Annotated in this window: 13 protein-coding genes; 6 read left to right on the top strand and 7 right to left on the bottom strand. The window is 32.6% G+C overall.

The window, feature by feature from the left end; all coding sequences use genetic code 11:
* Window positions 1-31 precede the first annotated feature (31 nt).
* Complete coding sequence (locus NSQ15_RS01980; RefSeq protein WP_029056122.1) at window positions 32-499, bottom strand: YehR family lipoprotein; 468 nt, start codon at window positions 497-499, stop codon at window positions 32-34.
* Between the two features lie 159 nt (window positions 500-658).
* On the opposite strand from NSQ15_RS01980, the gene NSQ15_RS01975 reads away from it, so the two are divergent.
* Both NSQ15_RS01975 and NSQ15_RS01970 read left to right on the top strand, forming a co-directional pair.
* Window positions 659-1,735, top strand: a complete 1,077-nt coding sequence (locus NSQ15_RS01975; RefSeq protein ID WP_340746892.1) for a M42 family metallopeptidase — start codon at window positions 659-661, stop codon at window positions 1,733-1,735.
* A 24-nt stretch (window positions 1,736-1,759) separates the two neighbouring features.
* A complete protein-coding gene (locus NSQ15_RS01970) occupies window positions 1,760-1,930 on the top strand; it encodes a hypothetical protein (protein ID WP_017636427.1) in 171 nt (56 codons plus the stop codon).
* Window positions 1,931-2,002: 72 nt separating this feature from the next.
* On the opposite strand, the gene NSQ15_RS01965 is transcribed toward NSQ15_RS01970, so the two are convergent.
* The gene (locus NSQ15_RS01965; RefSeq protein ID WP_217194082.1) at window positions 2,003-2,821 is read right to left on the bottom strand and encodes an SDR family oxidoreductase; all 819 of its coding nucleotides are present in this window, start codon (window positions 2,819-2,821) and stop codon (window positions 2,003-2,005) included.
* Between the two features lie 247 nt (window positions 2,822-3,068).
* Here NSQ15_RS01965 and NSQ15_RS01960 point away from each other — a divergent pair, with 247 nt between their 5' ends.
* The 3 genes from NSQ15_RS01960 (at window position 3,069) to NSQ15_RS01950 (ending at window position 8,607) form a co-directional block, all read left to right on the top strand.
* Window positions 3,069-4,607, top strand: a complete 1,539-nt coding sequence (locus tag NSQ15_RS01960) for an AbgT family transporter (protein ID WP_154835329.1) — start codon at window positions 3,069-3,071, stop codon at window positions 4,605-4,607.
* A 243-nt stretch (window positions 4,608-4,850) separates the two neighbouring features.
* Window positions 4,851-6,383, top strand: coding sequence for an exopolyphosphatase (ppx, locus tag NSQ15_RS01955; protein WP_340746891.1), 1,533 nt, complete (start codon window positions 4,851-4,853; stop codon window positions 6,381-6,383).
* A 58-nt stretch (window positions 6,384-6,441) separates the two neighbouring features.
* Entirely contained in the window at window positions 6,442-8,607 is a 2,166-nt protein-coding gene (locus NSQ15_RS01950) for an RNA degradosome polyphosphate kinase (RefSeq protein ID WP_154835334.1), read from the top strand.
* Between the two features lie 85 nt (window positions 8,608-8,692).
* On the opposite strand, the gene NSQ15_RS01945 is transcribed toward NSQ15_RS01950, so the two are convergent.
* Window positions 8,693-9,388: an SDR family oxidoreductase gene (locus NSQ15_RS01945; protein WP_017636432.1), complete on the bottom strand. Its 696-nt coding sequence runs from the start codon at window positions 9,386-9,388 to the stop codon at window positions 8,693-8,695.
* Between the two features lie 193 nt (window positions 9,389-9,581).
* Here NSQ15_RS01945 and NSQ15_RS01940 point away from each other — a divergent pair, with 193 nt between their 5' ends.
* Entirely contained in the window at window positions 9,582-9,869 is a 288-nt protein-coding gene (locus NSQ15_RS01940; protein ID WP_029056116.1) for a DUF1413 domain-containing protein, read from the top strand.
* Between the two features lie 152 nt (window positions 9,870-10,021).
* On the opposite strand, the gene NSQ15_RS01935 is transcribed toward NSQ15_RS01940, so the two are convergent.
* From NSQ15_RS01935 to NSQ15_RS01920, 4 genes are all read right to left on the bottom strand, one after another.
* Complete coding sequence (locus NSQ15_RS01935) at window positions 10,022-10,213, bottom strand: hypothetical protein (protein WP_002450408.1); 192 nt, start codon at window positions 10,211-10,213, stop codon at window positions 10,022-10,024.
* Window positions 10,214-10,417: 204 nt separating this feature from the next.
* Window positions 10,418-11,551: an FAD-dependent oxidoreductase gene (locus tag NSQ15_RS01930; RefSeq protein ID WP_154874066.1), complete on the bottom strand. Its 1,134-nt coding sequence runs from the start codon at window positions 11,549-11,551 to the stop codon at window positions 10,418-10,420.
* Window positions 11,552-11,791: 240 nt separating this feature from the next.
* The gene (locus NSQ15_RS01925; RefSeq protein WP_029056114.1) at window positions 11,792-12,649 is read right to left on the bottom strand and encodes a patatin-like phospholipase family protein; all 858 of its coding nucleotides are present in this window, start codon (window positions 12,647-12,649) and stop codon (window positions 11,792-11,794) included.
* A 93-nt stretch (window positions 12,650-12,742) separates the two neighbouring features.
* Window positions 12,743-13,678, bottom strand: a complete 936-nt coding sequence (locus NSQ15_RS01920) for an alpha/beta hydrolase family protein (protein WP_029056113.1) — start codon at window positions 13,676-13,678, stop codon at window positions 12,743-12,745.
* Window positions 13,679-13,710 lie beyond the last annotated feature (32 nt).

The following is a 13,710-nucleotide window of genomic DNA, read 5'->3' as shown; positions in this document are numbered from 1 at the left end:
GAACACGTTTCGCTCAATGTTGCCATATATTTTAGTCGTCATGATCAGTCATATTACTTTTTTCTTTTAATCCATTACGTTTCATCTGACTAACCGTTTTATCAAGACTCACTTTATCATTTTTACCTTTAACTGAAACAAATCCTAATTTTTTCTTCAATTGATCTATATCTGCTTTTTTATAATCAATATCAATATGTTCTACGGCTTTATCATTTTTATAATCTATTTTAAATGATACACCTTTATTACCTTTAAATGCTTTTTCATCTTTTTTTAATATATCTTTGGCTTGTGCTTTATCTATACCTAAATCCTCATATTTTAGTGTTCCTAATGTAGATTGTTTAAGTACTTCATCACCTTTATACGTTAAAGATGTAATAACTTGTTTACCATTAACGTCCCCTTCGAACGTTTTAGTCTGTTCTTTACTACACGCAGACAGTGTAATGACACTTAACGCAATGACTATCAAAACTGAAACTAATTTCTTCATATGGTCGCCTTCTCTCGCCTGTTTCTTAAATTACTTATACTATTATTTTTGTTATTGTTGGTATTACTATACTCTTATTTAACACAAAATTCTAATAATATATCACACCATTATCGCTATGTTAAACTATACATAATACGTATTTGGGAGGATTGTAAAATGAGTGATTCAGTTCAATTACTTAAACAATTAACATCAGCAAATGGCATTGCAGGTCGTGAAATGCAAGTTAAATCATTAATGAAAAATCATTTATCAACTGTTAGCGATGCTATTATTGAAGATAATTTAGGCGGTATTTTCGGAAAGAAATCAGCTACCAATGGTTCAAAATCTATTTTAGTTTCTGGACATATGGATGAAGTAGGATTTCTAGTGACAAAAATTGATAAAGATGGCTATTTATCTTTTAATCCAATCGGTGGTTGGTGGAATCAAGTCATGTTATCTCAAAAAGTGACTGTTACCACAGATGATGGTAAAACTCTAAGAGGTATCATAGGTTCGAAACCACCTCATGTGCTTACACCAGAAGAACGTAAAAAAACTGTAGATATTAAAAATATGTTTATTGATATCGGTGTAAGTAGTAAAGAAGAAGCTGAACAATTAGGTGTATCTGTAGGAAATATGGTAACGCCATATAGCGAATTCGAAACACTAGCTAATGAAAAATATATGACAGCTAAGGCTTTTGATAATCGTTACGGCTGTGCATTAGCCATCGATCTACTTAATGCGTTAAAAGACGAATCAATCGACATTAATTTATATTCAGGTGCTACTGTACAAGAAGAAGTTGGACTACGTGGCGCAAAAGTTGCAGCCCAAACGATTCAACCTGATTTAGCTATTGCAGTTGATGTAGCCGTTGCTTTTGATACTCCTGGAATGTCAGGCCAAACGAGTGATAGTCATCTAGGCGGTGGTCCAGTTGTTATTATGATGGATGCATCTAGTATTGCTCATGAAGGTTTACGTCAACATGTTAAAGATGTGGCGCAACAACATAACATTGAAGTACAATGGGATACTACACCTGGCGGAGGAACCGACGCTGGAAGTATACATGTAGCAAATGAAGGCATTCCAACTATTACTATCGGTATCGCTTTACGTTATATGCACTCAAACGTTTCAGTTATCCATAAAGATGATTATGAAAATTCAGTTCGTCTCGTTACTGAAATCGTGCGTTCATTGAATGATGATACTTATAATAATATTAAATGGTAATATCTTAGGAGGCTTGATTAATGTATGAGGTTATTCGGAGAGTTAAAATGTTCCAACTGTCATCGTGAAATCAAAGATGATGAAAATATTTTCATAAAAGTACAAGCTAAAGATTTACATGGCTATACTAATTTAGATGGTTGGTCTAACGAACAATACAAATTATGCGAAACATGTGCTAAACAATTAAAGTAAAAAGCAAGCCAAGATTTCTCAGGAAATATGAGAAATCTTGGCTTTTCTATATAATATGGTGTTTTCAACTATTTATTTAATAGATTTTTTCCAACTATCATCACTTAACATTTCACCTGGCCAAGTGTATGCCATGACGCCACCATCAATACGAATTGTTTCTCCTGTAATAAATGAACTATCATCAGAAGCTAGGAAAGTTACTAATTTACCTACTTCGTCTGGTGTACCTAATCGACCTAATGGTGTAACCCATTTTTGATTTTCACGGAATGTTTGACCCGCTTCATCTTGTGCAGTTCCCGCTAAGTTATCTACTAACGGTGTCTCAATAGTACCTGGTGCAATTGCATTGGCACGAATATTTTCACGACCATATTCAATTGCGATTGATTTAGTGAAGTTAATCACTGCACCTTTTGCAGCGTTATATCCTGAGCGATATAAGTCGGCAGCTTGACCAGAAAATGATGCTGTATTAATAATTGAACCGCCTTGATCCATCATTAATGGCAATAAGAATTTAGTTACTAAGAACGTACCTCTCATATCTACGCCCATAATCTTATCAAATACTTCTACTGGATATTCATGAATTCGTCCAGCACCATTATCAACACCTGCATTGTTAAATATCACATCAATACGACCATATTGTTGCTTCAAATCATTCGCAAATTGTTCCACTTGTTGTTCATCTGAAATATCAACTTTATATGCAGTAGCTTGACCACCATTTTGTTTAATATCTTCAACAGTTTGATCTAATTCATCCGCAATATCTAATGCTAATACATGAGCACCTTCTTGAGCTAAAACTTTAGCAGATGCTTGACCTATACCAGTACTTGCTCCTGTCACAACGGCTATTTTATTTTCTAAACGTTTCATGTTGTTTCACTCTCCTAATATTTTTCATGAAAAATGAATTTTAATATTATATTTCCACTTCCTATAAAGGTCTAAACGCCGTTATGACAATGATAGCGCTTTATTCAAAAATTCTTTTGAACGAGTTTATTAAATTATCTTTTTAAACTAAATAGTTTTATTATCAATTTCAATTTCAGAAAATTCTTATCATTACATGTAATGTTTGCTATACTTTTAGATAATTTAACTTAGGAGTGGTTCATGAATGGCAACAAATGCAAAGGAAAAACCATCAATCGTTAGTAAATTTTTAAATGGTGTAGAATGGGTCGGCAACAAATTACCTGATCCAACTGTGTTATTTTTCTTAATGTGTGTAGGTCTCGCAATCATCACTTGGTTTGTTTCACTATTTAATGTTTCTGTTAAACACCCTGGTAACGGTGAAACCATACATATCAAAAGTATTTTAAGTCATGACGGTTTTGCGATGATTATGAATGATGCAATTAAGAACTTTTCAGAATTCCCAGCACTTGGTTTGGTATTAGGCGTCATGATTGGTATTGGTGCCGCTGAAAAATCTGGTTATTTTGATAAACTTATGATTTCTGTAGTTAATAAAGCGCCAAAGAAGTTAATCGTGCCTACTATCATTTTAATAGGTATTCTTGGTAGTACGGCTGGTGATGCAGCTACTATTATTTTACCGCCTTTAGCTGCAATGTTATTTATTAAAATTGGTTACCACCCTATTGCTGGTTTAGCAATGGCTTATGCGTCAGCGGTTGGTGGGTTTGCAGCAAATTTAGTTGTTGGTATGCAAGATGCACTTGTGTATTCATTTACAGATCCTGCTACTAAAATTGTATCTAAAAGTATTCATACTAATGTCGCAATGAATTGGTACTTTATTGCTGCAAGTGTTGTCGTCTTATTACCTACGATTCATTTTGTAACTTCAAAGTTAATTATTCCGAGACTAGGTAAATATGATGATTCAGATGCACATGAAGATATGGAAGAAACGTCTTCTCATATTACACCTGTCGAACGTAAAGCATTATTTTGGGCAAATATGAGTTTTATAGCTCTCATCTTATTATTAATCATTTGTGCAATACCTGAGCATAGCTTTTTACGTAATGCTAAAACAGGTAGTCTTTTAGATGACGCACCATTAATTAATGGTGTTGGACTGATTATTTTAGTAGTATTCTTAGTTCCCGGCGTCATTTATGGTGTATTAAGTCGTGAAATTAAAAACACTAAAGATTTAGGACAAATGATTACAGATTCTATGGCATCTATGGGTTCATTCATAGTAATCGTATTCTTTGCGGCACAACTACTTGCGTTCCTTGAATGGAGTAACTTAGGTGTTATTACGGCTGTTAAGGGTGCTAAACTTTTACAACATCAAAATGGAGTCGTCTTAATACTCGGTGTCATTTTCTTAAGTGCTTTAGTCAACATGCTTATTGGTAGCGCCTCAGCTAAATGGGGTATCTTAGCACCTATCTTTGTTCCAATGTTAGTTTTAGTTGGTTTCCATCCAGCGTTTACACAAGTTATTTATCGTGTGGGCGACTCTATTACTAATCCAATTACTCCTATGATGCCTTACCTACCTCTATTATTATCATATGCACAAAAATATGATAAAAACATGAAACTCGGTACACTTTTATCTAGTCTTATGCCATACTCCATTGCTTTAACTATTGTATGGACATTATTTACACTCATTTGGTTCTTCCTTGGAATTCCTGTTGGACCTGGTGGACCTATTCATGTGAAATAATAAAAAGCGTTAAAATAATAACAAAAGTCACTTTCATTTATAAATGAGGGTGGCTTTTATTGTTGTAGAAAATGATGATTTCTCCTCGCTATATAATCTATTTGTAAACGCATTTTATAAGTTAATTAAAATCTTCAAAAATTCTATGGAAAATGTCTGAAAAATCTTTTCATTTTATATATCTCATGTAAAATAAAATTAAACAGGGGTATATTGTTTGGCCCATAAACATAGGAGGCAGTGATGGAAGAACGTATTGGATTAATAGATATTGGTTCAAATACTATTAGACTGGTTATTTTTGGATTTGATAAAGCAACAGGCTTGAATGAAATCTTAAATATTAAGACACCTGCACGTCTAAGTCAGTATTTAACTAAAGATAATGATATGAATGATGAAGGTATTCAAGTACTAACTGAGGCACTAAGTAGCTTCAATAAAGTAGCAACTAAATTTAAAGTAGATGAATTACACCCTATTGCAACAGCAGCCATTCGTCAATCAAATAATCAAAAAGATATTATTAAAAAAGTCAAAAAAGATACTGGTATAGAAATTAAAATCGTACCAGAAGAAGACGAAGCATTTTACGGTTATTATGCTATTACTCACACTACTGATATTGAAGATGGTGTATCCGTAGATATAGGCGGTGGCTCTACTGAGGTCACTTTATTTAAAGACAAACAATTAAAAGAAGCACATAGTTTTCCTTTTGGTGTTGTTTCATTAAAACGTCAATTTTTCGGGGATAAAGATCATAATGACAAATCAGCAATCAAAGGCATGGAAAAATTCTTATCAGAACAATTTGATCAATTAGACTGGTTGAAAGATCAGAAAGTTGCATTAGTCGGTGTTGGAGGGTCTGCACGTAACGTTGCGCGAATACATCAATCAGAACATTCTTACCCTATCGGTGGTGTTCACAACTATACGATGTCAGATAAAGATATCGAAGAAGTCTTTGACCTTATTCGTAAAAGCTCTAGAGATGAACTTACTAATTTAGACGGCTTAAGTCGTGACCGAGTAGACATTATCTTACCTTCCGTGTCAGTGTTTAAAACACTTTATAAAAAAATTGATGCAACTCAATTTACATTTTCAAGAAAAGGAATTCGCGAAGGTTACATTATGAATGTGATACGACAACGTTACCCAGATGAATTTTCAAAAGAGAATGTTAGAAAAGATGCATTACGTCAACTAGCAAACGAATATCATATTGAAGAAAGTAGTGCAAACCGACGTCTTAAATTAGCAGAATCATTGCTTACACAATTACTTAATCATTCAGATCTTAAAGTTAATGATAATGACAAAGAATTATTTGTTGAAGGTGCTTATCTTTATTATTTAGGTAGTTTCATTGATTCAGATTCTAGTTCTCCACATACGTATTATCTTATCGCGAACTCAATGATTAATGGCTTTTCACATAAAGATCGTGTGAAATTAGCTCTATTAGCGAGTTTCAAAAATAAGTCATTGCTTAAATTTTATTGTAAGGAAACTGAATGGTTTAACAGTAAAGAGACGGACACCATTCAAGCTTTAGGCGGTATTATCAAATTTGTGAATGCTTTAAATATTTCTCACACGAGCTTTGTTGAAGAAGTTGAACTTAAACCTAAAAAAGACGATAAGTATGAACTACTTGTCTTCTATAAAGGCGAACCTATTGCTGAAGAATATCAAGCAAACCGTCAGAAAAAACATATCGAAAAGATTCTTGATGGTAAAGTAACGATTACCTTTACAAAATCTTAACAAACGTATGATACTTTTAGACTACGCAAATATATAAACAATGAGGTGTGTTGAGGTTATGCAAACTCAATTGGGAGAAAAGGATATTAATTTACCACAATACTATAACAACCGGGAACTAAGTTGGTTAGACTTTAACTACAGAGTTTTACAAGAAGCTTATGACAAGAACAACCCTCTACTTGAAAAATTAAATTTTGTATCTATTTTCAGTTCAAATTTAGATGAATTCTTTATGGTTCGAGTAGCTGGACTTAAAGATCAAGTTGAAATGGGATATGACAAACCTGAAAATAAAGCACAAATGACACCTCAAGAGCAGTTAAACGCGATAAAAGTTAAAAATACTGACTATGTAGCAATTCAGTATAAGCGTTATAATGAGTTGATTGAAGAATTACGTCAATATGATATTGAAATGGCAAAACCTGAAGATTTATCAGAAATGCTAAGCGAAAAATTAGAAAAAGAATTTAAAACAAGAATTCTACCTACTCTTACGCCTTTAGGTATTGATGCTTATCACCCATTTCCAAAATTGAATAATAAAAGTTTGAAGATTTTCGTAGATATAGATACAGAAGATGCGATTAATTCAGCAATTGTTCAAATTCCATCATTAATTCCTAGATTTATTACACTTAATGAAGGTCCAAAGCAATTTGTTTTAATGATTGAAGATGTTGTTACTTACTTCATTAACTACTTATTCTCTGGTTATGAAGTTTTAAATACATTTACCTTTAGAATAACTAGAAATGCAGATTTAACAATTCATGAAGACGGTGCGGAAGACTTACTTATTGAAATTGAACGTTTCTTAAAAGAACGTCGTAGTGGCGCTGCAGTAAGATTGGAGGTAGATGGACGAACTGCTGAACGAGAAGATATTAGTTGGATTATGGAACAATTAGAAGTAGAAGAAAATGACATCTATTTCGTAGACGGTCCGTTAGATTTAACATTCTTATTTGGTTTAGTAGATCATTTATCTAATAAACTTTATTACTTAACATATGAGAAATACACGCCACAAGTGCCTAAATCTTTAGGTTATAACAATGTGTATCAACTAGCTTTAGAACGCGATATCTTCTTCCATCATCCTTACGAATCATTCGAACCGATTGTAAACTTTATTAGAGAAGCAGCAGATGATCCAAGTACTATAGCAATCAAACAAACATTATATAGAGTTAGTAAAGACTCACCTATTATTAAAAGTTTAAAAGAAGCTGCTGAAAAAGGTAAACAAGTAACAGTATTAGTAGAACTAAAAGCAAGATTTGATGAAGAAAATAATGTCCATTGGGCACGTATGCTTGAAGATGCAGGATGCCATGTGATTTATGGTATGACCCATTTAAAAACACATAGTAAAATCGCACTCGTAGTTAAAAAAATCGGTAACGAATTGACTTCATTTGTCCATTTAGGAACAGGTAACTATAACGATAAAACCGCTAAACTATATACAGATATGGGAATTATTACGACTAATAATGATATCGCAGAAGATGCTATTAACTTCTTTAATTATTTAAGCGGCTATTCAGTTAAACCAGATTATAAAAAATTAATTGTCGCACCTTTCGATATACGAGATGTTTTCATCGATAGAATTGATAAAGAAATTAGCAGCCATTTAGAACATGGTAATGGTAAAATCATGATGAAAATGAATTCATTAACGGATAAAGCCATCATTGAGAAATTATTTGAAGCGTCTCAAGCTGGAGTTAAAATCCAATTAATTATACGAGGTATTTGTTGTTTAAAACCTGGTATTCCAGGTATCAGTGAAAACATTGAAGTTGTAAGTATCGTTGGTAGACTACTTGAACATTCACGTATTTATTATTTCCATAATAATGGTGATGAACGTATCTACTTATCTTCTGCAGATGTAATGACACGTAATATGATTAAACGTGTTGAAATACTCTTTCCTGTTGAAGATAAAACCATTGCATCACGTTTATTAGACTTTATGAATTTACAATTGTCTGATAACCAAAAAGGACGCTATCAAGATGAACATGGCAATTACCATTATATAAAAAATAATTTGTCACCTTTAAATTCTCAAGTTTATTTAATGCAAAATGCAATTAAATATGGACAAGAATTAAAAAAACAAAGTACACATCCTACAGGCCAACCTGTACGTTCAAGACGAGGCGGTAACTGGATGAGCCGTCTAAGAGATACGCTTAAACGCTAATATACAAAATTAAAGAGTTTGTAGATATATCCAAACGAATAATCTACAAACTCTTTTTTTATTTATCCAAATTATTGAAATGAATTTATACTGGTCTAACCGTCACTTCATTTACGTTGACATGGCTAGGTTGAGTTAATGCATAAATCGCTGCATCTGCAATATTTTGTGCTTCTAATTTTTTACGTCCATTGAAATCGTAATGCTCAGTTAATGGTGTTTCAACCATACCTGGAGAAATACTTGTCACTTTAACTCCAGTCTTAGCTAGTTCTTTTTCTAAACCTTGAGTTATGGAATGCACAGCGGCTTTTGTCGCACTATAAATTGCACTCCCCTTCGTCACTTCAAAGCCAGAGATAGATGCGATATTAATAATATGTCCACTTGATTGCTCTAACAATGTAGGTAATGCTGATTGAATTGTATATAATGTACCTTTGACATTTACATCAATCATTGAATCCCAGTCATCTACATTGTAATCAGTAATTTTAGATGATTTCATTTGTCCGGCACTATTAACAACAATATCTAATCTGCCAAATGTATCTTTAGCTGTGTCAATCAATTGTTGAACTTCTCTTTTATCTGTAACATCTGTCGCAACAACTTTGACATTTCCTTGTTCAAATTGAGTCGCTACAGCATTTAATTTATCCGTATTTCTACCTGCTAATACGACTTTAACACCATTATTACCAAGTGCTGTTGCAATTGCTTCACCAATGCCACTACCTGCACCAGTAACAACTGCTACTTTATTGTTTAATTCATTCATATTTTAAAACTCCTTTTTATTAATCACTATTTTTATAATTACCTACAAAGTTACACGATTAAACCTTTGTTCTTTTAACAAAATCACATCTTCTCCTGTGATTATAAAAAATCTTGTTTGTAAAAATCATATATAAGTTATAAAGTTAGTATGTAACTATCATACATGTTTTCAAATTATAGGGGGGGATACGATGACTTTTCACGATCGCATATTAAAATTAAGAGAGCAAAATAACCGTACTGCATTTGAATTTCGCTTCGAAGAATTATTTAGTGAAGAAGAATGGTTAGAAATGTCAATTGCTGAGAGAAAATCAACTGAAAAACAATTCCAACATGAATTATCTAAAATGAGTGACGTAAGAATGCCTTACTCAAGTGTAGATAAAGCTAAAAATAAATTATTCAATCAAGTCTATGCTTATAATGGAATTAAGAAGAATTTTAAACAAGTTGAAGAAAAAAGTAATGCTAGATAATATGATAAAAATAACCTGGGACCTTTAAATTGGTCTCAGGTTATTTTGTAGCATTTTCCAGAATTATATGGGGGTATAATAATGTATTTGCCTTCAATTGCTCACCAACGAAGGCAATCAATTGCTTTTTGATTAGGAGTCAAAAATTATTGTTAGTTTGTTACTAATGTTTTACGTTCTAAGCCATAGTAGTATAATCTTTCTGCATCAATATAAGGGATTGAATCGATAGTTAAATAGCCATCTTTGATGTCACCAATTATACCTTGATTAACACCTGTATTGACATAAATTTCATAACTGCTTACATCAGAGAATACAAGTTCTTCAATTACTTTTCTCACTTTTATCACTCCAACATGTCTTATTCCTTACAATTCATATACTACATCATTTTTCAGAAAATAAAAGTATTTTGTGATTATTTTCACAAATTTATCACTTTTCAAAATCTGTAAAATTAATGTCTAAATTCATGAATTAAATTATGTTTTTAGAACTACATCAATAATAAGTTACAATTCCAATTCAATCACTACGTTTATAGTTTATTCTATTACTGAATTGAAAAATGCTGCCATTTGTTCAGCAGCTGTATCACTGAACATCACTTCTAAATTATCTTGAGATCCTTGTGCACTTTCTTTAGAAACAGCATACATTTCTTCTTCATATTGAGCTATAGCTGACTTAAGATCTTGAGAAGTTTTAATGGCACTCGCTAATAAATATGCATCGTACAATGCCATATTAACGCCTTCACCAGCAAACGGACTCATTAAATGCGCTGCATCGCCCATTAAAGTGATGTTGCCATTACTTTCCCAAGTAAAACCGATTGGTAATTTATAAATTCTTCTAAGGAGCATATCATCACTGGCATACTCGATATATTTTTTTAATTCTGGTGACCAATCCGCAAAGTCTTTTAATAATTGCTGTTTAATTTCTCCTTTTGATAAAGCTTTGTAATCATCAAGTTTATCTGCATCCATTAAATAAGACATATAGACTTTAATACGTCCATCTCCATTAAGTTGTCCTAGAATTGCTTTATTGTCACCTAATGCCATCATTTTACCGTTTTTATTGAATTGAGCTAAATCAGGATAGTTGTTTTTAACATTATTCACATTTAATTCAACCATTGAAATATCATTATATTCAACATCTACATCTGAAATATATGAACGTACTTTTGAAAATGCACCATCAGCACCTATAACTAAATCAAATGTTTCTTTATTTCCTTCTTTAAATGAAACTTCAACTTGGTCGTTTTCCAATTGAGTTAATGCATTAAAAGTATAACCATATTGAATGGATGAAGGTTCTAATTGATTCATAATAATATCACACAACACACCACGATCAATTTCAGGTCGAGAACCTTCGCCCTCTGCATCTTCTTCAAATAATACCGTTCCATCTTTAGCTACAACTTTAGTGTCTTCACCTTCGTATCGAGCTAATTGTTTAAACTGTTCATAAATATTTGCTTCTTTTAAAGCAAGTTGCCCACTATCGTCATGAATATCAAGTGAGCCACCACGATCTCTATTCACATTCGGATCTGCTTTTTCAAAAATAGAAACATTATGACCTTGCTGTTGTAATAATAGACCAAGCATGAGTCCTCCAGGCCCTCCACCAATAATTCCAATACGTTTTACATTTTCCATCTTCAACACTCCTCAACTTATTATTTATAGCATTATTATTTATCGTTTAATTAGATATCTAACTATTTATTTGATGTTGCTCATTCTATTCCTTTTATCTGTAATGTGCAAGTATAAAGTTAGTTTTTATAAAAATTTAAAAAATCGAGATAAAAAATTGAATTAGAGAAAGCGTTGTTGCACTTTTCTAACCTATTTTTATCTCGATAGATTATGATTTATTCTTTTAAATACTAGATACTAGTTCCAGAAAGTTTTAATACTTTCTGAATCTGATTGACCTTGCTTTTCGCCTAATTTAGCCATATCTGGTCTAATAGATGGATCTACAGTATTGCCACCAAGTTCATTTAATTTATCAAATACTTCTTTACTTGGGGTAATAAGCTTAACTTCAGCACCATTTTGTTCTAATTCATTTATCGCATCTTCCAATTTATATGGTGTGTTGATCGGTAAATTTGTTGATAAAATTAAGACTTTTTTAGCTCCTTTTGCTAAATCTGCATTTTCCATTGAGTGACAACCGCCATCAAAATGTTTGCTATTATTAACTGTTGTTGTTGGCCAAACACCTGGAAGTGATCCACTTGCTGCCATCGCCCTATAAATATCTACATTGGATTCTGTAGTAAATGCTGCTCTTGATTTCGCTTGTGCATCAACAGCCGTAATCATCAAATTTTCAGGCCATTGGTTGACTTTAATTCTATTTTTCAATCGATTAATATGTTCATTTTCATCAAATTTGTCATACTCTAATGCATATTCACTATAGCCTTTTATCCACTCTTTTGGTGTTGATGAATTCTTTTCAATGTCTGCATATCTCGTGAAGATATGGGACATATCACTTTGTGGTGGTTCTTCGTTTGATTTCGGAGCAATTTGTTCTTCAAATATTTCATCCCAACTTTTACTAGACGTAATACCAGTAGCTACCTGAGCACCACCTGATGTACCTATAATTAAATCTGCATTACGAACATCAATACCTTCTTTAGAAAGTGCTGATAAGTATCCTAATTGCCATCCAATTGCTAGTGACCCTCCGCCACCTAGGACAATGGCATGATTCATGTTTTGTTTATTATTCATGTTTAATGCTCCTCTTTTTCTTTTAATCATATTATCTATGATATAGTTGTTCTTTTTCCAGTAAAAGACTAATATGATAGCTAATAATTTATGTTATTCATTTTTAGATTGAATATCTGCTTGGTCTGTATTGTTAGTAATTATTTGTTGAGCGATATTCCAACTATCATGCTCGATATCTAAAACACTTCTTAAATAAGCCCATGTTGTATGTTGTAGTAAGTCAATTCTTTCAGGATTTTCGTCAGTCGTTTCTTTGGCTTCATATCCTGCTATACCACCTAATGAATGTTCCGCTTCATATAATTTTAATAAACTTTTCTCACCTGGACTTAAATAATACGGTTCTTCCATCCATTCAGGTCCTATACTAGTTAATGGATTTTGATCTTTATCTCCCACTACAACTAAAGCTGGTTTAGTCATATGTTCAAAGGTTGGATTTAAAAACGAAAAATTATCTTTCGCAAATTGTGTTAACTTGTCTCCACCTTCTCCAGCAGTTGCTAATAAAATTCCGCCTTTCACTCTATCATCAGAATAATCTGTTGTCGCTTTAGTTATCGGATCAATCACTTGAAGTCCTAATAAATTACCTGCTGTTTGACCACCGAATGAGTGACCAACTGTCGCAATCTTACTCGTGTCTAATCGTCCACTCAAACCTGGGACTTGAGTCTCAATATATCCCAAATGATCTAAAATTGTTTTAACATCTTCCACTCGCTGACGCCATAAGTTTGATTGTCTAGGATCATCTTGAGACATGCCAATCGTTCTTGAATCTAAAAATGTAGGTTGAATGACAACAAATCCATGCGATGCCCAAAAGTCAGTTAAAGGTTCATATGCGTGCATTGAAGATCCAAATCCATGTGCAAATAAAATGATAGGTAAATTGTTACCTTCAGACGGCATACTTACTTTCACTTGTAATTCATCACCACGTTCAGTTGGCGTTGGTAAAGAAATCGGTTTGATTGTCATACTAGGAATAGCTTCGTTTATATTAAAATTGAGTTGATTCATTTTAAAAGCCTCACTTTTTTATTAGTTAAATT

The sequence above is a fragment of the Staphylococcus sp. FSL W8-0774 genome (genome assembly GCF_038006785.1).
Lineage (GTDB): Bacteria > Bacillota > Bacilli > Staphylococcales > Staphylococcaceae > Staphylococcus > Staphylococcus pasteuri.
Note: the sequence above shows the minus strand (reverse complement) of the source record. Positions and strands in the feature narration are given on the sequence as shown.

Bases quoted from the DNA above. Each gene is read 5' to 3' on its own strand.
- NSQ15_RS01950 (WP_154835334.1), top strand. From the start codon at position 6,442: ATGCAAACTCAATTGGGAGAAAAGGATATTAATTTACCACAATACTAT.
- ppx (WP_340746891.1), top strand. From the start codon at position 4,851: ATGGAAGAACGTATTGGATTAATAGATATTGGTTCAAATACTATTAGA.
- NSQ15_RS01940 (WP_029056116.1), top strand. From the start codon at position 9,582: ATGACTTTTCACGATCGCATATTAAAATTAAGAGAGCAAAATAACCGT.
- NSQ15_RS01970 (WP_017636427.1), top strand. From the start codon at position 1,760: ATGAGGTTATTCGGAGAGTTAAAATGTTCCAACTGTCATCGTGAAATC.
- NSQ15_RS01965 (WP_217194082.1), bottom strand. From the start codon at position 2,821: ATGAAACGTTTAGAAAATAAAATAGCCGTTGTGACAGGAGCAAGTACT.
- NSQ15_RS01930 (WP_154874066.1), bottom strand. From the start codon at position 11,551: ATGGAAAATGTAAAACGTATTGGAATTATTGGTGGAGGGCCTGGAGGA.
- NSQ15_RS01945 (WP_017636432.1), bottom strand. From the start codon at position 9,388: ATGAATGAATTAAACAATAAAGTAGCAGTTGTTACTGGTGCAGGTAGT.
- NSQ15_RS01920 (WP_029056113.1), bottom strand. From the start codon at position 13,678: ATGAATCAACTCAATTTTAATATAAACGAAGCTATTCCTAGTATGACA.
- NSQ15_RS01980 (WP_029056122.1), bottom strand. From the start codon at position 499: ATGAAGAAATTAGTTTCAGTTTTGATAGTCATTGCGTTAAGTGTCATT.
- NSQ15_RS01960 (WP_154835329.1), top strand. From the start codon at position 3,069: ATGGCAACAAATGCAAAGGAAAAACCATCAATCGTTAGTAAATTTTTA.
- NSQ15_RS01925 (WP_029056114.1), bottom strand. From the start codon at position 12,649: ATGAATAATAAACAAAACATGAATCATGCCATTGTCCTAGGTGGCGGA.
- NSQ15_RS01975 (WP_340746892.1), top strand. From the start codon at position 659: ATGAGTGATTCAGTTCAATTACTTAAACAATTAACATCAGCAAATGGC.